This is a genomic window from Brevibacillus fortis (assembly GCF_046196545.1).
Lineage (GTDB): Bacteria > Bacillota > Bacilli > Brevibacillales > Brevibacillaceae > Brevibacillus > Brevibacillus fortis_A.
Map to the genome: position 1 here is coordinate 2755722 of NZ_CP176370.1, position 25092 is coordinate 2780813.

25 protein-coding genes and 3 tRNA genes are annotated in these 25092 nt (G+C 48.6%); 27 read left to right on the forward strand and 1 reads right to left on the reverse strand.

Annotation, left to right across the window (positions count from 1 at the left end; translation table 11 throughout):
* Nucleotides 1-71 precede the first annotated feature (71 nt).
* The 17 genes from ACKKE8_RS14305 (at nucleotide 72) to ACKKE8_RS14385 (ending at nucleotide 16715) form a co-directional block, all read left to right on the forward strand.
* Entirely contained in the window at nucleotides 72-269 is a 198-nt protein-coding gene (locus ACKKE8_RS14305; protein ID WP_409178712.1) for a DUF3311 domain-containing protein, read from the forward strand.
* Complete coding sequence (locus tag ACKKE8_RS14310; RefSeq protein WP_409178713.1) at nucleotides 266-1756, forward strand: sodium:solute symporter; 1491 nt, start codon at nucleotides 266-268, stop codon at nucleotides 1754-1756. Before ACKKE8_RS14305 ends, ACKKE8_RS14310 begins: the two co-directional genes overlap by 4 nt.
* A 26-nt stretch (nucleotides 1757-1782) precedes the next feature.
* The gene (locus ACKKE8_RS14315; RefSeq protein WP_409178714.1) at nucleotides 1783-3405 is read left to right on the forward strand and encodes an amidohydrolase; all 1623 of its coding nucleotides are present in this window, start codon (nucleotides 1783-1785) and stop codon (nucleotides 3403-3405) included.
* Nucleotides 3402-4658, forward strand: a complete 1257-nt coding sequence (locus ACKKE8_RS14320; protein WP_409178715.1) for a M20 family metallo-hydrolase — start codon at nucleotides 3402-3404, stop codon at nucleotides 4656-4658. Before ACKKE8_RS14315 ends, ACKKE8_RS14320 begins: the two co-directional genes overlap by 4 nt.
* Before the next feature lie 131 nt (nucleotides 4659-4789).
* Nucleotides 4790-5647 carry a carbon-nitrogen hydrolase family protein gene (locus tag ACKKE8_RS14325; RefSeq protein WP_409178716.1) on the forward strand — a complete coding sequence of 286 codons (858 nt, stop codon included), beginning with the start codon at nucleotides 4790-4792 and terminating at the stop codon, nucleotides 5645-5647.
* 36 nt (nucleotides 5648-5683) lie between these two features.
* Nucleotides 5684-6355, forward strand: a complete 672-nt coding sequence (locus ACKKE8_RS14330; RefSeq protein WP_409178717.1) for a GNAT family N-acetyltransferase — start codon at nucleotides 5684-5686, stop codon at nucleotides 6353-6355.
* 41 nt (nucleotides 6356-6396) lie between these two features.
* Nucleotides 6397-7068: a GNAT family N-acetyltransferase gene (locus ACKKE8_RS14335; RefSeq protein WP_409178718.1), complete on the forward strand. Its 672-nt coding sequence runs from the start codon at nucleotides 6397-6399 to the stop codon at nucleotides 7066-7068.
* A 235-nt stretch (nucleotides 7069-7303) separates the two neighbouring features.
* On the forward strand, nucleotides 7304-7546 hold the full coding sequence (locus ACKKE8_RS14340) for a hypothetical protein (RefSeq protein WP_409178719.1): 243 nt from the start codon (nucleotides 7304-7306) through the stop codon (nucleotides 7544-7546).
* Nucleotides 7543-8841, forward strand: coding sequence for a sigma-54 interaction domain-containing protein (locus ACKKE8_RS14345; RefSeq protein WP_409178720.1), 1299 nt, complete (start codon nucleotides 7543-7545; stop codon nucleotides 8839-8841). Before ACKKE8_RS14340 ends, ACKKE8_RS14345 begins: the two co-directional genes overlap by 4 nt.
* 161 nt (nucleotides 8842-9002) lie before the next feature.
* Complete coding sequence (locus ACKKE8_RS14350) at nucleotides 9003-9872, forward strand: energy-coupling factor transporter ATPase (RefSeq protein WP_409178721.1); 870 nt, start codon at nucleotides 9003-9005, stop codon at nucleotides 9870-9872.
* Nucleotides 9869-10729 carry an energy-coupling factor transporter ATPase gene (locus tag ACKKE8_RS14355; protein WP_409178722.1) on the forward strand — a complete coding sequence of 287 codons (861 nt, stop codon included), beginning with the start codon at nucleotides 9869-9871 and terminating at the stop codon, nucleotides 10727-10729. Before ACKKE8_RS14350 ends, ACKKE8_RS14355 begins: the two co-directional genes overlap by 4 nt.
* Before the next feature lie 13 nt (nucleotides 10730-10742).
* Entirely contained in the window at nucleotides 10743-11579 is an 837-nt protein-coding gene (locus ACKKE8_RS14360; RefSeq protein ID WP_144615963.1) for an energy-coupling factor transporter transmembrane protein EcfT, read from the forward strand.
* Between the two features lie 66 nt (nucleotides 11580-11645).
* On the forward strand, nucleotides 11646-12203 hold the full coding sequence (locus tag ACKKE8_RS14365) for an ECF transporter S component (protein WP_056493023.1): 558 nt from the start codon (nucleotides 11646-11648) through the stop codon (nucleotides 12201-12203).
* On the forward strand, nucleotides 12204-13166 hold the full coding sequence (locus ACKKE8_RS14370) for a P1 family peptidase (RefSeq protein ID WP_409178723.1): 963 nt from the start codon (nucleotides 12204-12206) through the stop codon (nucleotides 13164-13166).
* A 37-nt stretch (nucleotides 13167-13203) separates the two neighbouring features.
* On the forward strand, nucleotides 13204-14421 hold the full coding sequence (locus tag ACKKE8_RS14375) for a M20 family metallopeptidase (protein ID WP_409178724.1): 1218 nt from the start codon (nucleotides 13204-13206) through the stop codon (nucleotides 14419-14421).
* Between the two features lie 143 nt (nucleotides 14422-14564).
* Nucleotides 14565-16352, forward strand: coding sequence for a M3 family oligoendopeptidase (locus ACKKE8_RS14380; protein WP_409178725.1), 1788 nt, complete (start codon nucleotides 14565-14567; stop codon nucleotides 16350-16352).
* 120 nt (nucleotides 16353-16472) lie between these two features.
* Nucleotides 16473-16715 (forward strand): hypothetical protein, encoded by a 243-nt coding sequence (locus tag ACKKE8_RS14385; RefSeq protein WP_409178726.1) that lies wholly within the window; start codon nucleotides 16473-16475, stop codon nucleotides 16713-16715.
* A 78-nt stretch (nucleotides 16716-16793) separates the two neighbouring features.
* On the opposite strand, the gene ACKKE8_RS14390 is transcribed toward ACKKE8_RS14385, so the two are convergent.
* On the reverse strand, nucleotides 16794-17702 hold the full coding sequence (locus ACKKE8_RS14390; RefSeq protein ID WP_409178727.1) for an NlpC/P60 family protein: 909 nt from the start codon (nucleotides 17700-17702) through the stop codon (nucleotides 16794-16796).
* Between the two features lie 177 nt (nucleotides 17703-17879).
* On the opposite strand from ACKKE8_RS14390, the gene ACKKE8_RS14395 reads away from it, so the two are divergent.
* The 10 genes from ACKKE8_RS14395 (at nucleotide 17880) to ACKKE8_RS14440 (ending at nucleotide 25092) form a co-directional block, all read left to right on the forward strand.
* Nucleotides 17880-17956 (forward strand) — tRNA-Asp (locus ACKKE8_RS14395).
* 43 nt (nucleotides 17957-17999) lie between these two features.
* Nucleotides 18000-18075: transfer RNA gene (locus ACKKE8_RS14400), tRNA-Thr, on the forward strand.
* Nucleotides 18076-18082: 7 nt separating this feature from the next.
* A tRNA-Leu gene (locus tag ACKKE8_RS14405) sits at nucleotides 18083-18169 on the forward strand.
* Between the two features lie 180 nt (nucleotides 18170-18349).
* Nucleotides 18350-19396, forward strand: a complete 1047-nt coding sequence (locus ACKKE8_RS14410) for an NAD(P)/FAD-dependent oxidoreductase (protein ID WP_409178728.1) — start codon at nucleotides 18350-18352, stop codon at nucleotides 19394-19396.
* Nucleotides 19397-19555: 159 nt separating this feature from the next.
* On the forward strand, nucleotides 19556-20185 hold the full coding sequence (locus ACKKE8_RS14415; protein WP_409178729.1) for a VanW family protein: 630 nt from the start codon (nucleotides 19556-19558) through the stop codon (nucleotides 20183-20185).
* Nucleotides 20186-20319: 134 nt separating this feature from the next.
* Nucleotides 20320-20865: a hypothetical protein gene (locus tag ACKKE8_RS14420; protein WP_409178730.1), complete on the forward strand. Its 546-nt coding sequence runs from the start codon at nucleotides 20320-20322 to the stop codon at nucleotides 20863-20865.
* A 58-nt stretch (nucleotides 20866-20923) separates the two neighbouring features.
* Nucleotides 20924-21550 carry a fumarylacetoacetate hydrolase family protein gene (locus tag ACKKE8_RS14425; protein ID WP_409178731.1) on the forward strand — a complete coding sequence of 209 codons (627 nt, stop codon included), beginning with the start codon at nucleotides 20924-20926 and terminating at the stop codon, nucleotides 21548-21550.
* A gap of 301 nt (nucleotides 21551-21851) precedes the next feature.
* Nucleotides 21852-22754, forward strand: a complete 903-nt coding sequence (locus ACKKE8_RS14430; protein ID WP_409178732.1) for a C40 family peptidase — start codon at nucleotides 21852-21854, stop codon at nucleotides 22752-22754.
* Between the two features lie 172 nt (nucleotides 22755-22926).
* Complete coding sequence (locus ACKKE8_RS14435) at nucleotides 22927-23532, forward strand: TetR/AcrR family transcriptional regulator (RefSeq protein WP_409178733.1); 606 nt, start codon at nucleotides 22927-22929, stop codon at nucleotides 23530-23532.
* Between the two features lie 33 nt (nucleotides 23533-23565).
* A complete protein-coding gene (locus ACKKE8_RS14440) occupies nucleotides 23566-25092 on the forward strand; it encodes an o-succinylbenzoate--CoA ligase (protein WP_409178734.1) in 1527 nt (508 codons plus the stop codon).

The following is a 25092-nucleotide window of genomic DNA, read 5'->3' on the forward strand; positions in this document are numbered from 1 at the left end:
GATAATACTAATGTACATGTCCAGAATGTGTACAGGCAATGGGACAAATCGAGCAAACTGGGGGGAGTTGCATGAAAGCGAGAGATTGGCTAGGGGTACTGCCGTTCATTGGGATGCTGGGAGGAATTCCGTTTGTGAATCGGGTTGAGCCTTTCGTATTAGGCATGCCGTTTGTCCTATTTTGGATCGTTCTCTGGGTTGTCTTAACTTCCGTCATCATGGCATGCCTCAACAAAATCGACCCTGCTACGAAGGAGGACGGCCAATGAATATCGCCTTGATCATTATTTTTGCCTTTTTATTGCTGTCCTTCTATTCCGGTATTCGTGCACAAAAAGGGAAAGACATGAATATGGAACAATGGACTGTTGGCGGTAGGGGATTCGGTTCGATCTTTATTTTCTTGCTGGTCGCAGGCGAGATTTATACGACATTCACCTTTTTGGGGGGCAGCGGTTGGGCGTACTCCAAAGGGGCACCTTCTTATTACGTTCTCTCTTATATTTCCCTCGCCTATGTCATTTCCTACTGGCTGTTGCCGCCCATTTGGCGGTATGCCAAAGAGCACAAGCTCGTCTCCCAATCTGATTTTTTTGTAAGCAAATACAAGAGTCCGATACTCGGCATTTTGGTCGCAGCGGTAGGAGTCATTGCGATTATTCCGTATCTCGTCCTCCAATTCAAAGGCCTGGGGATCATTGTATCGGAAGCATCCTATGGCTCGATTACGCCTGCTGCTGCGATATGGATCGGGGTCATTGCTGTGACCATTTACGTCATGATCTCAGGGATTCACGGTTCGGCTTGGACGGCTGCAATCAAGGACATCATGATTTTCTTTGTCGTCGTTTTCCTCGGGCTTTACCTTCCGTTTCATTATTACGGGGGCATCCAGCCGATGTTTGAAGCCGTACAAGCGTCCAATCCTGGTTTCTTGACGTTCCCTGAGGAGGGATTAAGCATTTCCTGGTATATTTCAACGGTGTTGGTCACGGTGTTCGGATTTTACATGTGGCCGCATACGTTCGGCTCTGTGTTTTCAGCGAAAAATGCAAATGTGTTCCGCAAAAATACGATCATGCTGCCGCTCTATACCTTGATGCTTTTGTTTGTGTTCTTTGTTGGCTTTACGGCGATTCTGCAAGTGCCCGGTTTAAAAGGGGCGGATGGCGATTTGTCCTTGCTCCGTCTCTCGTTGCAGACATTCGATCCGTGGGTAGTGGGGATCATTGGCGCAGCAGGCTTGCTAACTGCGCTTGTACCAGGCTCGATGCTATTGATGACCGGGGCGACGCTCTTGGCGAAAAATGTGTACAAAGTCATGGCTCCGCAAACATCTGACGCACAAATCGCCCGGATTGCCAAATGGTTGGTGCCAGTCATCTCATTGATATCACTGTATTTTTCACTGAGTGGGGGAGATACGCTCGTAACGCTGTTATTAATGGGCTACAGCTTGGTCACACAGTTATTTCCGGCATTGCTTTTTAGTCTCCCTGCCAAGCCATGGGTGAATAAATACGGTGCGTTTGCCGGGATTTTATGTGGGGTGTCAACCGTTGCGTATGTGACGATTTTCCAAGTGACGATTGCCACCATGTTTCCGAACTGGCCAGCCGTTGTCAAAGACTTGAACATAGGTGTCGTGGCATTGCTAGTCAATCTCGTCGTGATGTTTACTGTGACATTTGTGACGAAGAATCTTTTTGCACTCAATCGTCATGCGGCAAACACAGAAGGGACACCCACTCTTTAATACCATTTCCTAAAGGAGGAAGTTATATGGCAGATACGGTTTTTCTCAATGGACAGGTGATCACGGTAGATCATGAGAATCGGGTGGCAGAGGCAGTGGCAGTCAGAGGAAATCGCATCCTTGCTGTCGGGTCTAGTGAAGATGTGAAACAGTTGATTGAATCACATACGAACGTCATTGATTTGCAAGGGAAGAGTCTCTTGCCCGGCTTTATCGATGCCCACCTGCATATTGCAATTTACGGTACGAACAAGCTGGGGGTCGATTGCAAAGCGAGAGGGATCAAGTCGATTGATGATCTGCTCACCGCACTGAAAGAACAAGCGGCAAAAACACCAGCAGGGGAATGGGTGAGGGCATGTGGTTTTGATGAAAATCTCATGGTCGAGCAACGCTATCCGACGCTTGCCGAGCTGGATGAAGTGACGACAGCGCATCCTGTTTTTGTCATGAGGACGTGCGCTCATCACTCTGTCGTAAACAGCAGAGCAATTGCCATAGCGGGTTATGACCGAAACACAGCTGATCCCCAAGGTGGACGTATTGATCGTGATGCAGATGGTGAACTAACGGGGTTCCTCATCGAAACGGCACATATGAACCTATTTGAAAAAGCTGCTTTTACAGAAGCCGAATACATCGAAGGCTTGCGATTGGCTTCGGAAGACTTTGTTGCTGCCGGCATTACGAGTGTCCACGATGCGGGGGGATACGGTCCAGAAAACTATCGGGCGATGCAAAAAGCGGTACAGAAAGGTGACGTGAAAGTTCGCATCTACGCAATGGTTTGTGCGCTGAATCAATCCGATGATTTTGTCCGAAAGATGATCGATGCCGGGATGGTAACGGGTACGGGGAACGCTCGTTTCCGTATCGGACCCGCGAAAGTTTTTACCGATGGGGCAAGCATTGCGCCCACGATGGCCATGCGTGAACCGTTCACGAGCCGACCAGATGATTACGGAATTCTCTACTACGAACAGGACGAGTTGAATACCATTTTGGGAGAGGCACATGCAAGAGGTTTTCAAATTACCGCTCATGCCCAAGGAGATCGAGCGATTGACATGCTGCTGACATGCTTTGAAACGGCACTAGAAGCACATCCGCGTGAGAACCACCGACATAGGATTGAACATGCTGGTGTATCTGCGCCTGATCTGCTGGCGAGAATGGCTCGGCTAGGTGTCGTACCCATCCCGAATCCTGCTTTTATCTACGATTACGGCGATTCGTATGTGACCAACATCGGAGAGCGTGTCGGACATATGTTTCCGGCGAGGGATCAGTTCGATGCGGGGATCATTACGGCAGGAGCGTCGGATAGTCCCGTGACTGATTTCAACCCGCTGATTGGGATTCATGCTGCTGTTAATCGGTTGAGTAAAACAGGTAAGGATGTGGGGAGCAATCAAAAGGTCAGCATCATGGAGGCGATTCGCATGTTTACTTGGAACGGAGCGTACGCCAGTTTTGAGGAGGGGATCAAAGGGAGTATTGAAGTCGGGAAGCTCGCTGATCTTGTGGTGCTGGACGGCGATATTTTGGCAACGCGGGCAGATCGTATTAAAGAACTGCGCGTAGACAAAACGATGATCGATGGGGAGTTCGTCTATCAACGCCAAGACGAGGAGGTCCTACAAGCATGAACGTAAAAGAGAGAAAGCTTGCGATCAATGAAGAACGGCTGCAAAAACGAATCGAGCAATTGGCGCAAATCGGGAAAATAGGCGAAACGGGTGTATGTCGACTCGCTTTGTCTGCTGAAGATCGGGCAGGCGTAGAGCTGGTGCGTAGCTGGATGGAAGAAGCCGGTCTTCAGACGCGGATCGATGACTTCGGCAATTTGATTGGTCGGATGGCGGGGACGGATGATCAAGCCCCGATCCTTATGATTGGCTCGCATATCGATTCGCAGCCGTACGGCGGTCAGTACGATGGTGTGATCGGGGTATTGGGCGGGCTGGAGGTTGTCCAAACGTTGAACGAACAAGGGATCTTGCCTGCACAACCTATTGAAGTCGTTGCGTTTTGTGACGAAGAAGGATGCCGGTTTCAAAAAGGACTGTTTGGTTCCAAAGGCATTCTCGGCATGCTGGACCCGACGGACATGGAGCGGACGGATAAAAACGGGATCACACGCAGGCAAGCACTGATTGACTTTGGCTGCGACCCTGATCGTCTGGAAGCGTCTATTTATCCAAAAGGCAGCATCGGTGCTTATCTGGAGCTGCATATTGAGCAGGGGCCGATTCTCGATGATGCGAAAGAAGCGATTGGAATCGTGTCTGCGATATCAGGGCCTTTGTGGTGGACGGTCGAGCTGACTGGCTTTGCCGGGCACGCTGGTTCCGTACCGATGCCGATGAGAAAGGATGCACTAGTCGGAGCGGCAAAAGTAATTTTGGCAGTGAACGAGCTGGCAAAGCTCGATCCAAAAGCGCCAACAGTCGGTACAGTCGGTCACTTGGAGGTTTTCCCGGATTCGCGTAACATCATTCCAGAGCGGGTGCGTTTTTCGATTGATTTGCGCGATATCGATTTGCAGCGTCGTGATGAGCGCGAACAAGCGTTGCGCGAGGCGATTGAGCTAGCCGCTATAGAAGGTGGATTGCAATATACCATTACGGAAGATACGAATAGTGACCCGCGTTACTGCGCCGACTGGATTAAGGCAATCATGCACGAGGAGAGCAGCAAGCTCGGTGCCTCTGTGCGCGAGCTGATGAGTGGTCCTTTCCATGACGCTTTGGCACTCTCCTACGTTTGTGATTACGGGATGATTTTTGTCCGCTGCAAGGACGGTATCAGTCATAATCCGCAAGAATATGCAGCCTATGAAGACGTGGCCCTGGGAACAGAGCTGCTCTACAAAACTGTATTGCGGATGAGTACCAACTAATAATAGAGAGAGTCGCCCGTCTAAACGGATAGGCGACTTTTTTCATACAGCCCATGACGAGACTTTACAGACTGTTTTTGATATATTTTATTCTTAGAGGTTCTTATCACGTTTGAGGAAGGAAGAATGGCATGAAAATGCGTGTTTCCGCTGTGCAGTATCATCTGCATACCATACATAGCTTTGAAGACTTCGCTAATCAAGTTGAGCACTACGTGAAAAACGCGCAAGAGTACGACACAGAATTTCTCCTTTTCCCGGAGCTGTTTACGACTCAACTCATGTCGATCGGAGACGAGCAGGGCAATGCGCTGCCGATTACGGCATTGCCATCATTCACGGACCGATATGTCGAGCTGTTTCGTACTCTCGCTGCCAAATATGAGATGCATCTGATTGGTGGAACGCACATCATCGAGGAAAACGGCAAGCTTTACAATACGGCTTTTCTGTTTTACCCGGATGGACGTGTAGGGCAGCAGAAAAAAATTCATATCACACCATGGGAAGTAAAAGGCTGGAACATGGGGGCTGGCGACTCGTTGCAAATCTTTGAGACCGACAAAGGGAAGGTCGCGATGATTATTTGCTATGACATCGAGTTCCCTGAGTGGGTGCGTATCGCCAAAGCACGGGGTGCAGACGTCATTTTCTGCCCATCCTGCACGGATGATCGCCACGCATTCCACCGCGTTCGTTATACCAGTCATGCCCGGACGATTGAAAACCAGGTGTATGTCGTACTGACTGGTACAGTAGGCTCGCTGCCGACAGTTGATTTCATGCGAGCGAACTTTGGACAAGCGGCGATCTTGACGCCAAACGATGTTCCGTTCCCTCCGCGAGGCATTCTTGCTGAAGGGGAAATCAACCACGACATGATGGTAACCGCTGACCTGGATATCCAACTGCTATATGATGTGCGGGAAAAAGGCTCCGTTACAACGTGGCGCGACCGCCGCACCGATTTGTATACAGACTGGAAGTAAGCATTCCGTCGTGATCTGGACAGCAGGAGGATGCATATGTACAGAAAAGAGCTGTATGTATTTGAAGGGAACAAGCCACGCAAAGCCGTTATTCGCAACTACAATCGCGCAGACTTCTTCGAATTGATCCAAATACAGGCGGAGAGCTTTCCCCCGCCGTTTCCGTCAGAGCTATGGTGGAATCAGGAGCAACTGACGAACCATATTACGCTGTTCCCGGAAGGTGCCATTTGTGTAGAAGTGGACGGCGTTTTGGCAGGTTCGATGACAGGACTGCTCGTGAATTTTGATCCGGCTCACCCTGAGCATAAGTGGGAAGATGTCACGGATAGTGGTTATATCCGCAATCATGATCCCCAAGGGGACACGCTGTACATCGTAGACATTTGCATTCGTCCGAGCTTCCGCAAGCTGGGATTGGGTCAACAGATGATGCAAGCGATGTATGAGCTGGTGGTACAAAAAGGACTGCGCAGATTGCTCGGCGGAGGTCGCATGCCAGGATATGGACGTTATGCAGACCAATGGACACCAGAGCGGTATTTGGAGAGTGTTCTGACAGGGGAAGTAAGAGACCCGGTGATTACATTTCTTATGCGCTGCGGTCGTACGCCTGTTCAGGTCGTGGCGAATTATTTGGAAGATGAGGAATCTCGCAACTACGCGACACTTATGGAATGGAAAAATCCATTTCAGCAGCATCAGTAGGGCGTTTATCCGATATAATCGATCGAGAGGGGATATGACTGATGGAATTCGTACGCATTCAACATATTGATAACCCGCTTTTCGCAAAAATGCACCGTTTGATGCAAGAGGTTTTCCCGCCTGAGGAAGTATTGGAGTACGATCTGTGGAAAGAACCGCTGGAAGATCCAGGCATTCGTGTATTTGTAGCTGTACACGAAGGAGAAGTTGTGGGCGCTACCGAATACCGTTATTACACAGACATGAACGTAGCCATGACAGACTTCACGATCATTGGTCGAGAAGGACTCGGAGTGGGACGCTTCCTCGCCAGAGAGCGTCAAAAGGACCTGCTCGCTCTGGCTGCTGAAAACGGCAAGGAGCTCTACGGGATGTTTGCAGAAATCTACGACCCGTACCGTGTAGAAGAACACAACTTTGGCGGGATCAAGCCAATGGACCCATTTGTACGTCGGGAAGTGCTCTCTCATCTGGGATACAAACGTACGAACTTTACCTATGTACATCCGTCCTGGCAAAATGACGGCGAAGCAGTATCCGGACTCGATCTGGGCTTCATGCCGACAAACGAAGAGCAAACGACCCTCGAAGCGGATCTGATCGTCACGTTCTTGAAGCGTTATTACGCCGTGCTTCCACAAAAGCCACAAGCATGGCTCGACATGGTGAAAGACTTGGAGAGCAAAGAAACTGTGGAGCTACTTTCTATCTAATCGCAAGACAACAAGGACCCACTCTCCTGTGGAGCTATGTTCACGGCTCCATGGGAGTTTTTCGTAGTAGGCTAGTCAGATTATTACGAAAAATATAAGCCGGATGAAGAGGGATTCAAAATGAAAATCATCACACGAACAAGGGAAGCCGGTTCATTACTACTCCATGAGCGGGATCAACGATAAAGTGATTGCCGCATTCTTTCACTAACGAGAAAAAACAGAGGTGAAACAGGTGAAAGCTCAAAATCTAGCATCGATCTTCCTTTACATAGCCGTCATCTTTCACTTGCTGGGCATGAGTGGCTGGACTTCTGCAAAGCTGGCACAACCGATCGAGCTCGCCATCCTCGCGCTGATGCTCCTGTCCATTTTCATTCTACGGAAAAAGAAACGAAAAAAGCGTCGGGCAAGAAGACCTGCACCGGAAGTAGCAGTCATGCTTGAGCAAGCCGAGGAAGGAGAGCCAGGCAAATGATCCATGACATCCACATGCAGGCGATTCTGGACGCTTCCCATGACGGCATCATCGCAGTCGATCGGGATTCCATTATTATCGGGGTCAATAAAAACGCGATGGAAATACTCGGATTGCCAGGCAATATCGTTGGACAAAAAATTACCCGTTATATTCCCAATTCAGATATGTTGAGAATTTTGGCCACGGGAAAAAAAGAGATAGGGGACATCGCGACGATCCTGAATCGACAAATTATCATCAACCGTTTGCCGATTGTCGTAGCGGGTGAAATCGTGGGAGCGGTGTCCACTTTTAAAGAGATCACCGACATTCAAAAAATGGAGATGCGCATTCGCAAGCAGAGCATGGAGAGCGGCTTGGAAGCCAAATTCCGCCTGGAGGATATCGTGGGAGAATCATCTGCGATCCGTGAAGCGAAGGAATGGGCGGAAACATTTGCACGGACTGATGCGACGGTTCTTATACAGGGGGAGACTGGGACTGGCAAGGAGTTGTTTGCCCAAGGGATTCATTTAAGCAGCCAGCGTGCAACCGGGCCGTTCATCCCGGTTAACTGTGCGGCTCTCCCCGGTAATTTATTGGAGAGCGAGTTGTTCGGATACGAGGATGGCGCTTTTACAGGTGCGCGAAAAGGCGGAAAGCCCGGGCTGTTTGAATTGGCACACGGAGGCACGCTGTTTCTCGACGAAATCGGAGAGATGTCGATCCCGATCCAAGCGTTGCTCTTGCGTATCTTGCAGGAGAAAAAAATCCGCAGAATCAGCGGGGAGCGCATCGTCCCTGTCGATGTGAGAATTATTGCGGCAACGAATCGGGATTTGGAACGACTGGTAGAGGAAAAGCAGTTTCGCTCGGACCTGTACTTCCGATTGAATGTGTTGACACTAGAGTTGCCTGCTTTGCGAGAGCGAATTGAAGATATTCCGCTTTTAGTGGATTCGATCATTGGAGAAATCAAGGAACGGGAAAATAAAAGGCATCTGAAAGTAGAAGAGGCCGTTTTCCACGTTCTCAAACAATACGACTGGCCAGGTAACGTACGAGAGCTGCGCAACGTGGTGGAAAGAATGATCTTGCTTTGTAAGAATGACGCGCTTGGCAAGGGGGACACTACTTTTTTTGCCAAGAAGCTGTATCAGCGACAATCTTACCGAGATCAAGAAGAGAGAGAAGCGGAAGTCATCCGAAAGGTTTTGGAGGAGACAAAGGGAAACAAGGGAGAGGCGGCGAAAATTTTGGGAATGGATCGGTCCACCCTGTGGAGAAAAATGAAGCGCTACGAAAGATTGTAGAAATTGATGCAATTGCAACATCAGCGATGCATGTTTGCAACAGAGTGACTCCGTTACTCGTTTAATTTACAGAAAATTAAAAACATATCAATGTGGCATGGTAGTTGCTTATTTATGGAGCACACAGCACAAACGACTTTACGAAGAGGCGAGGGGAGAGCATGACACCACAACCGATTATTCGTGTAGAAAATGTCTCGTTTGCCTATCAGGTTAACCAAGATCAACAAATTCCTGTCCTGCAAAATGTCTCCCTAGACGTGTTTCCAGGAGAGTATGTCGCCATCATCGGTCATAATGGGTCCGGTAAGTCAACGTTGTCTAAGCATCTCAATGGAATTTTGACCCCAAACGCTGGCGATGTCATCGTTAACGGAATCAACACGCGTGAAAAACAGCGGATTCATGAAGTGAGGAGCCGTGTCGGGATGGTTTTTCAGCATCCGGACAATCAGATTGTCGCGACGATTGTAGAGGACGATGTGGCCTTCGGATTGGAGAACATAGGGACATCTGTAGAAGAGATGAAAACACGAGTGGATTTTGCCCTAGAGGCAGTAGGAATGAGTGCATTCCGCCATCGACCGCCTCATCATTTGTCTGGCGGACAAAAGCAGCGAATCGCCATTGCGGGGATATTGGCAATGAAGCCACAATGCCTCGTCATGGACGAAGCGACGAGTATGTTAGATAGCTACGGTAGACAAGATATTTTGGCAGTCGTTCGCAAGCTGCATCGCGAAGGAATGACGATCGTCACCGTTACCCATCACATGTCAGAGGTAGCAGAAGCAGATCGGGTCATCGTAATGGAGGGAGGCAAGATCGTATTGGAGGGTACTCCGCGTGAAGTGTTTTCCCATCAGGAAAGACTTCGCGAGCTTCATCTGGATGTTCCAGACGCGAGCCGAATTGCTCATCTCGTTCACTCCAAATATAGCGAATTTACACCTGATCTCATCCACAATGAGGAAGTTGTTGCGGAGGTTAATCGTCTATACGTCAGACAAGCGGAGGCGAGTGGTTCATGACGCAACCGATCGTAAACGTGGAAAATCTATCTCATGTCTACATGCAGGGAACGCCTCTCGAGCATCGGGCTCTCGACCAGGTAAGCATTCAGGTGGCAGAAGGCGAATGTTTGGCGATTATCGGTCATACTGGATCGGGAAAGTCGACGTTAATCCAGCATTTCAACGGCCTGATTCGCCCACAATCCGGTACGGTCATCATCAATGGAATGGATGTATCTTCACCCAAGATTGATATTCGTACGTTGCGCAGACAAGTAGGACTGGTTTTTCAAAACCCGGAGGATCAACTGTTCGAAAAACTGGTCGGTGATGATGTAGCCTACGGTCCTTTTCGGATGGGGCTGCCTTTAGAGGAAGTGCGGCGACGCGTTCAGTGGGCGATGGAATTGGTCGGCCTCTCGTTTCAGGAGATGAAAGACCGTCCGACATTTGCTTTAAGCGGCGGGCAGAAGCGCAAGGTAGCATTAGCTGGCGTCCTTTCCTTGCAACCCAAGGTTCTCGTGCTTGACGAGCCAACAGCAGGGTTGGACCCGCGCTCTCGTCTTGAGCTATTGGAACGCATTCGCCGTCTCAATCGTGAAGAAAAGCTAACGGTTATTTTCGTCTCACACAATATGGAAGAGGTCGCCAAGCTTGCTGATCGTGTCTACGTCATGGCAAACGGCAAATCAGTCTGCGAAGGGACACCACGACAAATTTTTGGCAATCAGGAATTGCTGCGACAGCATCATATCGGCACACCGGAATCGGTTGATATTTTATACAGGCTCCGTGAGCAGGGATACAGCATCGATCCTCGTGCTTTTTTACCCGAAGAGACAGCGATGGAAATTTTGAAACTGATGAACCGCTAAGGAGGGGGTCCACATGTCAGCAGAATTTGAATTGACGCGCAATATTACCATCGGTCAATATCTACCCACTGCTTCGGTCGTTCATCGTCTCGATCCTCGTTTCAAGCTTGGTGCTTTCGTCATTCTCATCTTAGCGATTGCCATCTGCGATACATACGTGGGTAATCTGTTTGCTTTAGCCATTTGTATCTGGATGTTTCAAATCTCGAAAATCCCCCTGCATTACGGCATATCCGGAATTAAGCCCGCTATCCCCTTTATTATTATTTTGGCGATCATGCAGTTACTTTTTTACGGGGAGGTTGTCAATGGCGGAACGGTTTATTTGAAATACGGCTTCATCACGATCACGAGTGAGAGTGTACGCCTGGTCATCGTGTCTGCCATGCGCTTCGTAGAAGTCATCTTCTTATCGAGTGTCCTCACGTTGAGCACTTCGACGACGGAACTCACACACGGAATGGAGCGACTGTTGGGGCCTTTGGAAAAAGTAAAGTTTCCGGTTCATGCGTTTGCATTGATCATCACGATTGCTGTGCGCTTTGTACCTACCTTCGCGATGGAAATGGAGAAAATGATGAAAGCACAAGCATCCCGCGGTGCAGATTTCGGTACAGGAGAATGGTGGCGGATCATCCAGCGAACAAAAGATATGTTTCCCATCATCATCCCGCTTTTTAATGTGGCGCTCTCCAGAGCAGAAGATTTGATTTTGGCAATGGAAGCCAGATGCTACACACCAGGTGCTGCACGGACCAGATACACCCAATACAAGGCAGTAGGCAAAGATTACGTCGCGCTGATCGTGAGCATTGTCATTTCAGTAGTCATGCTCGCCATACCTTGGTAAGGGAGACTAGCGGGAATTCGCCCGAGTAGGGCATTCCACATAAAACTCGTAAAAGGAGGAGTATGCATGGAAAAAGGCTTGACCGTTCGCAAGATTGTCATTGCAGGCGTTCTGGGCGCGATAGCGATTTTGCTCGGGGTAACACGTCTCGGCTACATTCCGGTTCCGACAGCAGCGGGCAATGCCACCATTATGCACATCCCGGCTGTTATCGGGGGCATAATGGAGGGCTGGGGCGTTGGTATGATCATTGGCCTTATATTTGGAGTCTCTTCTTTCTTAAATGCCACCGTTCCGCTTTTTAAAGACCCGCTAGTAGCCATTCTGCCACGTTTGTTCATCGGAGTGACTGCCTACTTGACCTATGTCGGTTTGAAAAACGTCAATCAGTACTTGGCGATTGGTGCCGCTGGCTTTATTGGGGCGATGACAAACACGATTCTGGTACTGGGCATGGCCGTCATTCGAGGATATATGACGCTCGGTGTAGCGACAACAGTCGCGATCACGAGCGGCTTGCCAGAAGCAATTGTTTCTGTCATTGTTACATTGGCTGTCGTTGCAGCTTGGAAGAAACTGGGCTCAGCAGGCAGGCAAAAATCAAAAATTTCAGGAGACTTATAAATGACCAGAACGATTGTTGACGTGCCCGGCGTTCTCGTCGGGCATGCACAAAACGAAGAAACATTAACGGGATGCAGTGTGATTATGCTGGAAAAGCCGTCTGTCTGCGGCGTGGATGTCCGGGGTTCTGCCCCGGGCACCCGTGAGACGGACCTCTTGGACCCTGTCAATCTGGTGAGTGCCGTCCATGCGATTTGCCTTTCGGGTGGCAGTGCATACGGTTTGGATGCTGCTACAGGTGTCATGCAGTATTTGGAGGAACAAGGCATCGGACTGGATGTTGGCTTTGGCGTCGTTCCTATCGTTCCAGCAGCAGTCTTGTTCGACCTGGCTGTAGGCGACTATCGGGTTCGTCCGGATCGTCAAATGGGCTATGAGGCAGCACAGGCAGCAAGCCGTGAGACAGTAGCACAAGGAAACGTCGGTGCGGGTACAGGTGCGACAGTAGGCAAGCTGAATGGATTTGGGAATGCGATGAAAAGCGGGTTGGGCACAGCTTCCGTGACTCTACCCAATGGACTCGTCATAGGCGCAATCGTCGCTGTAAATGCGGTCGGTCATGTCGTAGATCCGCAGTCAGGGACGATCATAGCCGGGCCGAGAGATGAACAGGGAACCATTCGGGATAGCATGGAGATCATGCGCCAGCAAACTTTTGCTCCGATCCCTCCAGGTACGAACACGACGATTGCCGTAGTCGCGAGCAATGCACGCTTGTCCAAAGCAGAAGCAAACAAGGTAGCGCAAATGGCTCACGACGGGCTTGCCCGTACGATCCGTCCGATTCACACCATGTACGATGGCGATACGATCTTTGCTGTAGCAACAGGCGAAGTAGAGACGAGTGTAGACTTAGTGGGCGCGTTATCCGCAGATGTGCTGGCGGAAGCCGTCATCCAAGCGGTTAAGTACGCAGAGGAAGCAGGGGGACTGCCATCTTATCGCAGTTACTTCAAGGAATAGGTGTAACATAATTGGGTGCAGAGGAGAGGATTGGCGGATGAATCAGGTGATATCCTTTGTTGACGAGCAGGAAGTTGTGCGCCTAACGCAGGAGCTTGTTAGAATTCCGAGTGTGTTTCGTCCCGATCAGGCAGGAGCGAATGAAGAGCGGGTAGCGCTATTTGTCGCCGATTATCTTCGTAACATGGGTTTGCAGGTCTTCTATGAAGAGGTTGTCCCAGGCAGACCGAATGTCATCGCTTTTTACGATTCGGGCAGGCCTGGCAAAACGCTTTTGTTCGAAGCCCATACAGATGTCGTCACAGAAGGGGATCGGGATGCCTGGAGCTACGACCCTTTTGGCGGGACAATATCTGGTGGGCGTATCTACGGGCGTGGCTCCTGTGACACAAAAGGAAATCTGGCTGCCGCGATATGTGCCGTCAAAGCTATCCAACGATCCAAAGAGTCTTTTACAGGCAAAATCCTCCTGTGCATCCCTTGCGATGAGGAGAGCATGATGATCGGGATCAAAGATTTCATCCGTCGCGGTTGGGCCAACAACGTCGATGCGGCGATCATCTGCGAACCGGAAGAAAATCAGCTCTGCATCACGCAAAAGGGAGCCATGCGAGCCATTCTTCGCACGTTTGGCAAGATGGCGCATGGTGCTATGCCACTGACGGGAATCAATCCGAACACAAGGATGGCCCGCGCCATAGTCGCATTAGAGGAGCTGGAGCGCAAGGAAATGGCTCGCCTGGGAGAGCATCCGTTGCTGGGGTGGCCGAGTATCACTCCGACGATTTTGCAGGCACCGGTCAAAGGAGACGCCCAAATCAACGTCGTACCCGATCAATGCATGACCACGCTTGATATTCGTACGGTACCCGGGCAAGACCACCAAGAGCTGTATAAAGAGATCAGTGCCATATTAGAAGAACTGGGTAAAGAGGATGACAAGTTCAAGGCTACTCTGGAAGTAATCGAAGAGCGCCCTTGGACGTTGACTGGCATGAATGAAGAAGTTGTGACTTCCGTCGCGAGCGCCTATCGGGAAATCACCAAAAAAGAGCCTGTATATAATGGCGTCCCAGGAGCGACAGATGGAACCTTCCTGCACAAGGCCGGCATTCCGATTTTGACGACAGGCGCAGGCGATCGCCACATTCCTCATCATGCAGATGAGTACGTCGCTATTGATCAACTGGTGGAATCCACCCAGCTTTTTGCCTTGTCTGCATTGACGTTTTTGACGCAGCCAGTACGAGCTTGATCACCTACAAAAGAACTCTGCTTACGCTAGCGGCAGAGTCTTTTTATTCTCGCAAAAGAAGTTTTCTTAGTAAAAACTTGCAGAATCCATCTAAACTTTTTTACAATAGGCTTGTTACATAAGTGAAAAGGAGGCGCGTGCCCATGAATATGCGCTGGAAATTGGACGTCTTGTATTCCTCATTTGATGCACCAGAATGGAAACAAGATTGGGAAAATTTAGTACGTGAAACAGAAGAGATCAAAAGCTGGGCAGCGCAAAACTTGCAATCTTCAGAAGATGCAGTAGCGAAGATGGAGAAATACATCACGATGATGACCTCCGTCCTGCAAACGCAATTCCGCTTGTACGCCTACGGAGAGCTGACTGCCAGCGTCGATGCCAAGAATGAAGCAGCACTGCTTGCGATTGAAAAAGTTCAAAATCAGGCTGTGGAATTGGTTGAACCAGGCGTACAATTCCAAAAATGGCTAGGATCGTTGAGCAACCTGAACGAGTTGATTAGCCAATCGGAGCTGTTAGAGACACATCGCTTTATGTTGACAGAAATGTCAGACAAGAGCAAATACATGCTGAGCGAAAAAGAAGAAATCGTCCTGGCAAAAATGAAAAATACAGGGTCAAATGCATGGACAAAGCTCCATGAAATGCTGACTTCTACATTGCTGGTAGACATTACAGTCGATGGGGAACACAAACAGCTTCCGTTGCCAGTGGTAAGGAACATGGCGAACGAAAAAGATCCGCAGCTTCGCAAAACGGCATACGAGGCGGAACTTGCCGCTTACAAAAAAATCGTTGAAGCTGCTGCTGCCAGCTTGAATGGTATTAAAGGCGAGGTTATTACGGTAGCGAAGCTCAGAGGCTATGAATCGCCGCTGGATAAGACGCTGCAAGACTCCCGCATGGACCGCGAGACGCTCGAAGCGATGCTTCAGGCGATGCGTGAGAGCCTGCCATCCTTCCATCAATACTTCCGTACAAAGGCGAAGCTGCTCGGTCATGAGAGCGCTCAGTTGCCGTTTTATGATTTGTTTGCACCAGTGGGCGAGGCAGACATGCGGTTCTCCTATGAGGAATCCCGCGACTTCATCGTGAAGCACTTTGGTAGCTTTAGCGAAAAGCTCGCCAACTATGCAGCACGAGCTTATGACAATCAGTGGATTGATGCTGAAATTCGTGAAGGCAAGCGTGGAGGGGCATTCTGCTACAACCTGCACATTGTAGGGGAGAGCAGAATTATGTCCAACTACACAGGCAGCTACAGCGATGTAAGCACAATGGCACATGAATTGGGACATGGCTATCACGGAGAATGTCTCGTAAACGAAGCATTCTTGAATAGCGAATACCCGATGCCAATCGCCGAAACCGCGTCCATTTTGTGCGAAACCATCATTGCCAATGCAGCACTTGAACAAGCGACATCCGAAGAAGCATTTGCGATTTTGGAAAATGATATCAGCGGAGCAAGTCAGGTAATCGTCGATATTTATAGCCGTTACTTGTTCGAGACTGCTGTATTTGAGCGCAGAACAGAAGGTGCACTGTCTGTTACCACGCTGAACGAACTGATGCTGCAAGCGCAAAAGGATGCTTATGGAGATGGTTTGGATCCAGCAGCTCTACACCCGTACATGTGGGTATGCAAACCGCACTATTATAGCGCGGATTACAATTTCTACAACTTCCCGTATGCTTTTGGGCTGCTGTTCGCGAAAGGCTTGTACGCCGAGTATCTCAGGCGCGGGGAAGCTTTTGTTGAGCAGTACGACAAGCTCTTATCTGTAACGGGCAAAATGAGCGTTGCAGATGTAGCAGCTATCATGGATGTTGATGTACGCTCAGTCGATTTCTGGCGGAATTCACTCGCTTTGGTTGCAAAAGATATCGACAAATTCGTTGAGCTTGCGTCTGCACGCCTGAACTAAATAGGGAGAACGTCCGCTATGTCATTAGCGGACGTTTTTTATTCATGATACAAAGCGTTTTTGTGCGCATAGGGAACAGAGGGGAAGGAGAAAGTAAGAAAAAACAGATGAGGTGATTACGTGGTAAACGGATTGCAGTTACTCGACCTATTACGGGAAACGGAGAACAAGATGCTGCATTTACATAGAGCCATCGACAGAGTAAGCAGCGAGCCGGATTTCAAGGAGTCTGTCAGTGTTCTTACCGTAGTCGTTCGTGATTATCAACTTCAGCTCGACAAAATGAAGCAAGCGTTGGGCAAAATCGAAATTGGAGGGCAACAACAACAACAGCAGCAGGGCCATAATACTGAAATACATTAAGCACAAGAAAGACAAACAGCCCTCGAACTGCTGCAAAGGCAGATAGGGCTGTTTGTTTGCTTATAGGTGTAGGAAAGCTTACTGGAAATTAGCGTAACGCTTCACTCCGTAAAACGGGTAGAGCTTATGCATGTATTCGACTTTGCCATAGCGAACATCTTCGCCATTCGCATGCACGATTGCTCCATTACCCAAATAGATCGCTACGTGGGACACGCGTCCTTTTCCAAGTGAATCGTAGAACAAGAGGTCACCAGGCTGTGCTTGATCCAGTGATACTTCTTGACCGCCACGGAATTGATCTTCAGAAGTGCGCGGAAGTGTAACCCCAAGCTGCTCAAAAACGTATGAAGTAAAGCCACTACAATCAAAGCCATTCGGAGTAGTTCCGCCTAAGACGTATGGTGTATTGAGCAATGGCTCAAAAATTTCCTTCATTCGACCCAGATCTTCTGCATTTACCTCGGCAGGCAGCGAAACGGTCGAAGTGAGGTTTGGACTTAGGAACTCTGTAGCAACGTATGCTTCACGATCTTCGAATTCGATTTTCGTCCATTCACTACCCGTTTCTACGACTTCTACAATGGAACCGAATTGTAGCTTGCCTAACACTTTTGCGTCAGTTGAAGGCTTTTTACGCACATTCAGCACGTCACCAGTGACACGGGCTTTTTCACCAGCGGTTAGTTCTTTAGACTCAGTGGTAGCGTTATCATTCTGATTGACAGCTACATCGGAAGGAATGTCAGTCGCAATGGAGCCAGAAGTATTTGCACCATGAATAGACAAAGTTTGTCCAATTGACAATTTATCATCATTCAGTTGGTTCCATTGAATGAGTTGTTCCACCGTTACTTGATGCTCGCGAGCGATCTTGCTCAGCGAATCACCTGCTGATACCACATATGCCGATGAGGAAGCATGGGCAGCAGTAGGCAGCAGAGTGAAGAGGGCGAGGAAAGTGAGTAGCCTCGAAGTCTTTTTCATGTCATCGTCTCCACCAATCTACTAAAATCTGCATATCTAGCTAAAATTCTATCGGATTTTCGTTGGTAAATCTATGAAAAAATAAATCTTTCATGATTTTTTTAAAAACTATTGTATTTGGAGATAGAGTCGTGCTATATTACAGAAGTCGCCGCAAGATGGAGACAAAAACCACATGGAGCTGTGGTGAAGTTGGAGTTCACGCCGGTCTGTCACACCGGAGGTCGCGGGTTCGAGTCCCGTCAGCTCCGCCATTCTATCTCTAGAATGTGCGAATTACATAGTTTCTCGTAATGTGCCGGTATAGCTCAATTGGTAGAGCACCTGACTTGTAATCAGGGGGTTGTGGGTTCAAGTCCTATTGCCGGCACCATTTTTATGCGGTCGTGGCGGAATTGGCAGACGCGCTAGATTCAGGTTCTAGTGGTGGCAACACCGTGGAGGTTCAAGTCCTCTCGACCGCACCATATGGCAAACAACAGGTTCGTAAATTGGCTGATGAAGCTAATTACGAGCCTTTTTATTTTTTCTGAAATGTTGAATCCTCCTCCATTTTCCATTACAATCACATTGTGATAATGAATCTCATTTTCATCATCACTTTTGATGAATCATAAACAAACAAGAGAGACAGTGGAGGGGTAGTTGTGGGAGAACAGTTGGAGCTGTTTGATGTAACCATTATTGGCGGTGGCCCTGCGGGGATGTACGCTGCCTTTTATAGCGGAATGCGCGATATGAAGACGAAACTCATTGAAGCGAAAGAAGAGCTCGGTGGACGAATGTTGATCTATCCAGAAAAAATGATCTGGGATGTAGGCGGTGTACCACCACAACTATGTGAAAAGTTGGTTGCCAATCTGGTGGAGCAAGCGAAGACATTTGATCCCACCATCGTGCTAGGCGAGGCGATTATTGGACTGGAGCCACAAGAAGATGGTACGTACATACTCGTTGCAAAATCGGGGAGACGGCATTGGACCCGCACGATCATACTGGCTTTAGGCCGAGGTATTTTGAAAATGGCAAAGCTGGAGATCGAAGGGGCCGAGCGCTACGAGGTGACAAATCTTCATTATACGGTGCAGGAACTGGAGCCTTTCCGTGGTAAGCACGTCCTCATCTCAGGAGGCGGCGACTCCGCGGTCGATTGGGCAAATGAACTGGTGCAGATCGCAGCGTCCGTAACTGTCGTGCATCGCCGTGATGTATTTGGTGGACATGAGCGGAATGTGAAGCGCATGAAAGAGTCATCTGCGATCGTTCGCACCCCATATGCGGTCACGCAATTGCAAAGCTCAGACAAAGAAACCATCGATAAAGTGACGATCCGTCATCTGGAGACGGACGAGACGGAGCAAATCGATGTTGATGCCATCATCGTCAATCACGGATTGAAGGCCGATTTCACAGGGATTAAAGAGTGGGGCTTGGACATGGATGAGTGGAACGTGTTTGTCAGTCCTCGTCTGGCAACGAATCTGCCAGGGATTTTTGCGGCGGGTGATTTTGCGAGCTTTGATAGCAAGATTACGCTGATCGCGGGAGCCTTCACCGATGCTGCTGTGGCTGTAAACAGTGCCAAATTACACATAGACCCAGTAGCAGATCGGATGGCGTATGTATCTTCCCATAACCAGCGCTTTAAAGAAAAGAACAAAGCCCTCGGGGTTATCGGTGAGGATGACGAGTAGAACCTGATGTAGGACAAAAAGCCCAACATTTGCAGGTTGATTGTCGCTTTTCCCATACGTTACATTGTTAGAGGCAAGGTGTAATAACAATGACAGGCTATATAAATAGGGAACTTCGCGTCAGTCAATTGATAAACAAATGTGGGAGAGGAAGTAAAAATGAAGAAAGTTCGACATTGGCCGATCATTATGGCGACAGTGGCCCTTGTGTTCTCGCTCGGCATGAACTACGCGCCTGAACGTGCAATGGCATTACAAGTGGATCCATCATCACCTGCTATCGAGTTGCAGGAAAAGTTACAGGAAAAGTATGTGGAGAAGATGGACCTCAAGGAAGAGGAGGTTCTCGGCTTTTATTACTCTTCGATGAAAGATAGCACAGACGCGCGTAAACATAACATCAAGCAGGCATTGAGCAAGATTCATAATGAAAAAATCAAGCCTCAAGAAGTGTTTTCTTTCAATGAAACAGTGGGAAATTCGAATTTGCAAGAGGATGGTTGGCAAAAGGCCGGGGTTATTCAGAACGGCCAGCTCGTCGATGACTATGGAGGCGGGATTTGTCAGGTTTCCAGCACGCTATACAATGCTGCTGCTGAAGCGGAGATGACCATGGTGGAACGACATAACCACAGCAAATCAGTGGGATACGTGCCAGTGGGGCAGGATGCGACAGTAGCGTATGGCTATATGGATTTTAAATTTACCAACTTGTATGATTTCCCTGTGAAAATCAAAGCAAAATCATACGATGACGAACATGTTGTGATTGCGATCATACGTGCGTAGCTTAGAAAGAATAAAGGGGGCATCCTATGGATGAACCCTGTTTTTTTCGGTATTTCGTCAGGAAAAAAATGGATGTTCATGTAGTTTTGAGTCATGCATTCCTGACCATACTGTTTTTAGAGGGAGGTGCCGTGATGTTCGTTCAGGTGACAGGTGATTCACACAATCAAGAGGTTCGCGTCATGGGAGAACGGTTAGTTCGCCAGCAGGATGGTTACTATCTTTTGCCTGGGAGACTTGTCCACGCATTGAAGCCACAGGATTTGCCGGTAGGAATCCCATTCAAGCTTTCAGGTGCGCTGCCCTCTGGCTACGGGTTTTATCGGGAGGACTCTGTTATTTTTCGGCGGACAAATGATACTCCCTCCCTGTGGATTGATGTCACTTCTACATATATGGTTGCTGAATGGGATGGGTTGTTCTCGGTAGAAGCGACGGTTGAAGCTAGAAAGCATGTCGTGGAACAACAGCAGCAGTTTGCCTTTGTCCTTTCCGAAGCGACAGAGCAGCAAGTGATTTTTCATTACGAATTTTCCTGGTGCTCTGAGCAAGAGATGGATCTGGAGTGTGCGTTGGAATCCATTTGTGATACCGTGATTGAAGTAGAAGCACGAGGGAATGCCCGTCTTTGGCCTGGCTATCGAAACTACATGGAAGAGGACGAACAAGACAAACTGTAATACGCCGTGCAGCCATGATATAGTGAAAAAAGAGACAGCCACCAAAGGAGAGGACAAAATGGAGTCAGTCAAAAATATTTACTGTATCGGGCGCAATTATGGATTGCATGCAGCTGAGTTGGGGAACGATGTGCCAACCAAGCCAATGATCTTTGATAAGCCAACACATGCGGTTGCCATGGCAAATGGCGAGGCCATTGAGCTTCCGGCATCTCGTGGAGAGCTCCATTATGAGGCGGAGCTAGTGATTCACATCGCTAGACCGTATGAAGCTGGAATTACACTTGACGAGATGATTGACAAAATAGCACTCGGAATCGACTTTACTTTGCGGGATGTTCAGAGCGAGCTGAAGAAAGCGGGGCATCCATGGCTGTTGGCAAAAGGGTTTAAAAATTCAGCAATTTTGACGTCATTTCATCCTTTCCCTGGTATCCATGAGCTGCACCAAACGGATTTCTACTTGCTGAAAAATGGAGAGCAAGTGCAACGCGGCAATCTCCGTGATGTGATTTTTGATTTGGAAACGATTATTGCCTATATTTCCGAACATCTAGGACTGGATCAAGGGGATATCATTTATACAGGTACGCCAGCGGGGGTAGGACCTGTTACGGATGGAGATGTCCTCACTCTCAAGTGGGGAGAAGAGACTTGGGGGCAGTTTACGGCGAAAATGATATAGGTACGAATGGAGAACCATCTTCTGACAGAAACATGCAGAAGATGGTTTTTGTTTGGGATTCGAGCCAGCAAAATAGCCATTTCTTGCGACGAAAATCATCTTTGATACCGTTTTGTAACCTTTATGGTTCCATGGAACTAAGAAGTAGCAACCACCTACTTTGCACCCCGTTTTCTGACTAGTCCCATGCTACCAATTCCATCATTGGAAAATTTTACGGTCTTATCCTCCTGTTTCCTCCTGCGCTATTCTTGCCATGTACCCAAGACGGGTGCCACAACATGACAAGGAGGAAAAGAAAGTGACGAAACGAGATTGGGTAATGAAGTCAACAGTAGCAGTCATGCTGAGTACGTCCCTGTTAATGGGTGGTCAAGTAGGAGAAGTGGCCGCTAAGACACAAGATTCAAAACAGTCAGAGGTTGCAAATATTGCTACTTCACTAATTGGGAAGGATTATCAGTATAAAGCAAAGGGACCGAAGCAATTCGGATCTGCAGAGCTGGCTACGTATGCGTACAAACAAGTAGGGATTTCCATCGGGAGCACAATCTCTAGCCTGTACAAGACTGGGACGAAAGTATCCGAAAAAAGCGTGGAGCCAGGAGATTTGGTGTTCTTCGCCTCCAGCGGGAGCGGCAGCCCAACTTTTATGGGAATATACATAGGCAGTGATCAATTCGTCTATTCTTCGCAAGGGGAAGACGAGGTAGTATTAAAAACATACTCAAAGTACAGTGACAAATTTGTAGGGGCTCGTCGTGTTATTGATAGCAATTCCTCAGAGAATACGCCTAGCAAGCCAGAACAGCCAGTAAGCAAAACTGCCGACCAAGTCATTAATAATGGCGAGAAGTATATGGGAACGAAATACAAATACGGGTCAAGCAGCAGCACAACCAAAACGTTCGACTGCTCTTCCTTTACACAACGTGTATTCAAGGAAGCGGGTATTACTCTGCCACGCGATTCCCGTCAGCAATCGACTGTTGGGAAATCTGTTTCCAAAAGCAACCTGCAAAAAGGTGATCTGATCTTCATGAAGGCCTCTGTAAACAGTTCTTCTGATCGGATTACACACGTGGCTATTTACGCAGGGAATGGGAAAATCCTGCACACTTACGGTAGTCCTGGTGTGACTTATTCCAAGTACGATGGAACGAACTGGGAGAAGCGCACAGTGAAAATCAAGCGCGTCATTTAAGCATCGGTATCCATTTTAGCTCTCGTGCATTCGCATGGGAGCTTTTGTATTATATGACGATTGTTCTTGCTGATCGTTTCGCGTAAATTTCTGGTAATTGTGCAAAGGGAAATAAGAAATATGTTGTAATATTTAGAATTATACATATAATAAAAACTGAGAGGTGATTCAGGTGTCAGAAAATAGTCTACCTACCCCTGTTTTGACCAAAAAAGGACAGGAAACCCGCAAAAAAATACTGGATGCCGCAGAGCATGTGTTTGGCGAGCTGGGCTATTATGATGCGTCTATCGTCTTGATTACACAGCATGCACAGGTGTCCCAAGGAACGTTTTACAATTATTTCGAGTCGAAGAAAGCGATTTATGATGAATTGATCAGACAGCTGAGCAGAGAGCTACGTTTGACGATCAAAGAAGCGATCATGGGAGCAACCACGCAAGAAGAGAATTTGCGCCTGGGATTTCTGGCCTTTTTTCGTTGGATCAAACATCATCGCAACATGTACAGCATTATTCAACAGGCTGCCCTCGTCGATCAGGAGCTGTATCGCTGGTATTACGCCAAACTGGCAGCGGGGTACGTACGAAGTCTGAAGAACGCCATGAACGAAGGTGCGTTTCGAGAGATGGATCATGAGACGCTGGCTTATTGTCTCATGTCGATCGGACAATTCATCGGGATGCGTTGGGTTTACTGGGAAAATGAAGATGTACCGGAAGAGGTGTTAGAAACAGCCATGTCGATGATTATGCAAGGGATTGCTGCCAAGCCGTAACCGATCCATTACATAGGCAAAGGAGTAGAGTTCATGCACGGAATTGCTTATTGGATTGAAAAGCGAGCCCGAATCACTCCGACGCGGATCGCAGTGATTGCCAACGATCAATCACTTACGTATCAGCAAATGAATGAGCAGATCCAACGTCTTGCCAACTATTTACGATATGAGCTACAGGTCAAAAAGGGGGACCGGATCGGCATTTTGTCCCAAAACAGTTTGGAGTATGTGATTCTGCTGTTTGCCATCGCCAAACTCGGTGCGATTGCCGTCCCCTTTAATATCCGCTTGACCCCTGCAGAATTAGACTATCAGTTTGAGGATAGTGGTATCCGCGTGTTATGTGCCCAGCCCCAGTTCGCTGCCACCATTGAGTTGATTAAGGCAAAGGCCAGTGTTGCGCACATGATATGGCTGGAACCGGGAGAACTCCCTTGGAGCCAGGATGGCCCGAGTGAGTCATCCCAGCACAGGAGGACCGAGGCAGATGACGGGAGTGGAGATGATTCATACATCATTTGCTATACATCAGGAACGACAGGAAAGCCTAAGGGAGCAGTGCTCACCCAAGAAAATATGTTTTGGAACGCCGTACACAATGTAGCCGCGCTTGATCTCACCTCAGAGGACTGCTCGATTGTCTTATTGCCACTCTTTCATATCGGGGGAATCGGACTGTTTGCCTTCCCTACATGGCTTGCTGGCGGACGCGTCGTTGTCGCCGGGAAGTTCGACCCTGATAAGGCGATTCAACTCATCGAAACACACCAGGTCACCATCGTGATGGGTGTGCCCGCCATCCATGAAGCCATTCGTCAAAGTCCCTTATTTGCTACCACATCATTCGATTCTGTCCGTTGGTTTTACAACGGCGGCGCTCCATGCCCCATGGAACTCATCCAGCATTTTCAGGAGCGAGGCCTCCCTTTTGGACAAGGATACGGCCTAACAGAAACATCACCCACCGTGTTTATGATTGCGAAGGAAGATGCCAAAAGAAAAGCCGGCTCAATCGGCAAGCCCGTCATGTTTTGTGAAGTCCGCCTAATCTCGTATAACGGAAAAGACGTAGATCAGGGCGAAATCGGAGAACTGCTCGTCAAAGGTCCGAATGTGATGAAGGAATACTGGAACAGACCCGAAGAAACAGCCAGGACCATCCGGGATGGGTGGCTGTACACAGGGGATTTAGCACGTTTTGATGAAGAAGGATTCGCTTACATCGTGGGAAGGCGCAAAGACATGATTATCTCAGGCGGGGAGAACATTTATCCGCTGGAGCTGGAACAGGTCATCGGCGAGCTGGATGACGTTCAGGAAGCCGCAGTCGTCGGTGTACCCGATGAAAAATGGGGAGAGGTCGCGAGGGCATTTATCGTGCCCAAATCAGGTGCAGTCATCACGGAAGCATACATTAAAGCGCACTGTGAGCAAAGACTGGCGAAGTATAAAATCCCGAAGTCATTCGTGTTTCTGAACGAACTGCCACGCAATGCAACAGGGAAAATCGTCAAGCAAGCCTTGACCAGATTGAAGAGCGATTCCATTACGCAATGA

Coding starts and splice junctions, on each gene's coding strand:
- ACKKE8_RS14315 (WP_409178714.1), top strand. CDS start 1,783: ATGGCAGATACGGTTTTTCTCAATGGACAGGTGATCACGGTAGATCAT.
- ACKKE8_RS14345 (WP_409178720.1), top strand. CDS start 7,543: ATGATCCATGACATCCACATGCAGGCGATTCTGGACGCTTCCCATGAC.
- ACKKE8_RS14305 (WP_409178712.1), top strand. CDS start 72: ATGAAAGCGAGAGATTGGCTAGGGGTACTGCCGTTCATTGGGATGCTG.
- ACKKE8_RS14425 (WP_409178731.1), top strand. CDS start 20,924: ATGGAGTCAGTCAAAAATATTTACTGTATCGGGCGCAATTATGGATTG.
- ACKKE8_RS14325 (WP_409178716.1), top strand. CDS start 4,790: ATGAAAATGCGTGTTTCCGCTGTGCAGTATCATCTGCATACCATACAT.
- ACKKE8_RS14330 (WP_409178717.1), top strand. CDS start 5,684: ATGTACAGAAAAGAGCTGTATGTATTTGAAGGGAACAAGCCACGCAAA.
- ACKKE8_RS14360 (WP_144615963.1), top strand. CDS start 10,743: ATGTCAGCAGAATTTGAATTGACGCGCAATATTACCATCGGTCAATAT.
- ACKKE8_RS14365 (WP_056493023.1), top strand. CDS start 11,646: ATGGAAAAAGGCTTGACCGTTCGCAAGATTGTCATTGCAGGCGTTCTG.
- ACKKE8_RS14415 (WP_409178729.1), top strand. CDS start 19,556: ATGAAGAAAGTTCGACATTGGCCGATCATTATGGCGACAGTGGCCCTT.
- ACKKE8_RS14370 (WP_409178723.1), top strand. CDS start 12,204: ATGACCAGAACGATTGTTGACGTGCCCGGCGTTCTCGTCGGGCATGCA.
- ACKKE8_RS14390 (WP_409178727.1), bottom strand. CDS start 17,702: ATGAAAAAGACTTCGAGGCTACTCACTTTCCTCGCCCTCTTCACTCTG.
- ACKKE8_RS14440 (WP_409178734.1), top strand. CDS start 23,566: ATGCACGGAATTGCTTATTGGATTGAAAAGCGAGCCCGAATCACTCCG.
- ACKKE8_RS14355 (WP_409178722.1), top strand. CDS start 9,869: ATGACGCAACCGATCGTAAACGTGGAAAATCTATCTCATGTCTACATG.
- ACKKE8_RS14350 (WP_409178721.1), top strand. CDS start 9,003: ATGACACCACAACCGATTATTCGTGTAGAAAATGTCTCGTTTGCCTAT.
- ACKKE8_RS14320 (WP_409178715.1), top strand. CDS start 3,402: ATGAACGTAAAAGAGAGAAAGCTTGCGATCAATGAAGAACGGCTGCAA.
- ACKKE8_RS14335 (WP_409178718.1), top strand. CDS start 6,397: ATGGAATTCGTACGCATTCAACATATTGATAACCCGCTTTTCGCAAAA.
- ACKKE8_RS14310 (WP_409178713.1), top strand. CDS start 266: ATGAATATCGCCTTGATCATTATTTTTGCCTTTTTATTGCTGTCCTTC.
- ACKKE8_RS14380 (WP_409178725.1), top strand. CDS start 14,565: ATGAATATGCGCTGGAAATTGGACGTCTTGTATTCCTCATTTGATGCA.
- ACKKE8_RS14420 (WP_409178730.1), top strand. CDS start 20,320: ATGTTCGTTCAGGTGACAGGTGATTCACACAATCAAGAGGTTCGCGTC.
- ACKKE8_RS14375 (WP_409178724.1), top strand. CDS start 13,204: ATGAATCAGGTGATATCCTTTGTTGACGAGCAGGAAGTTGTGCGCCTA.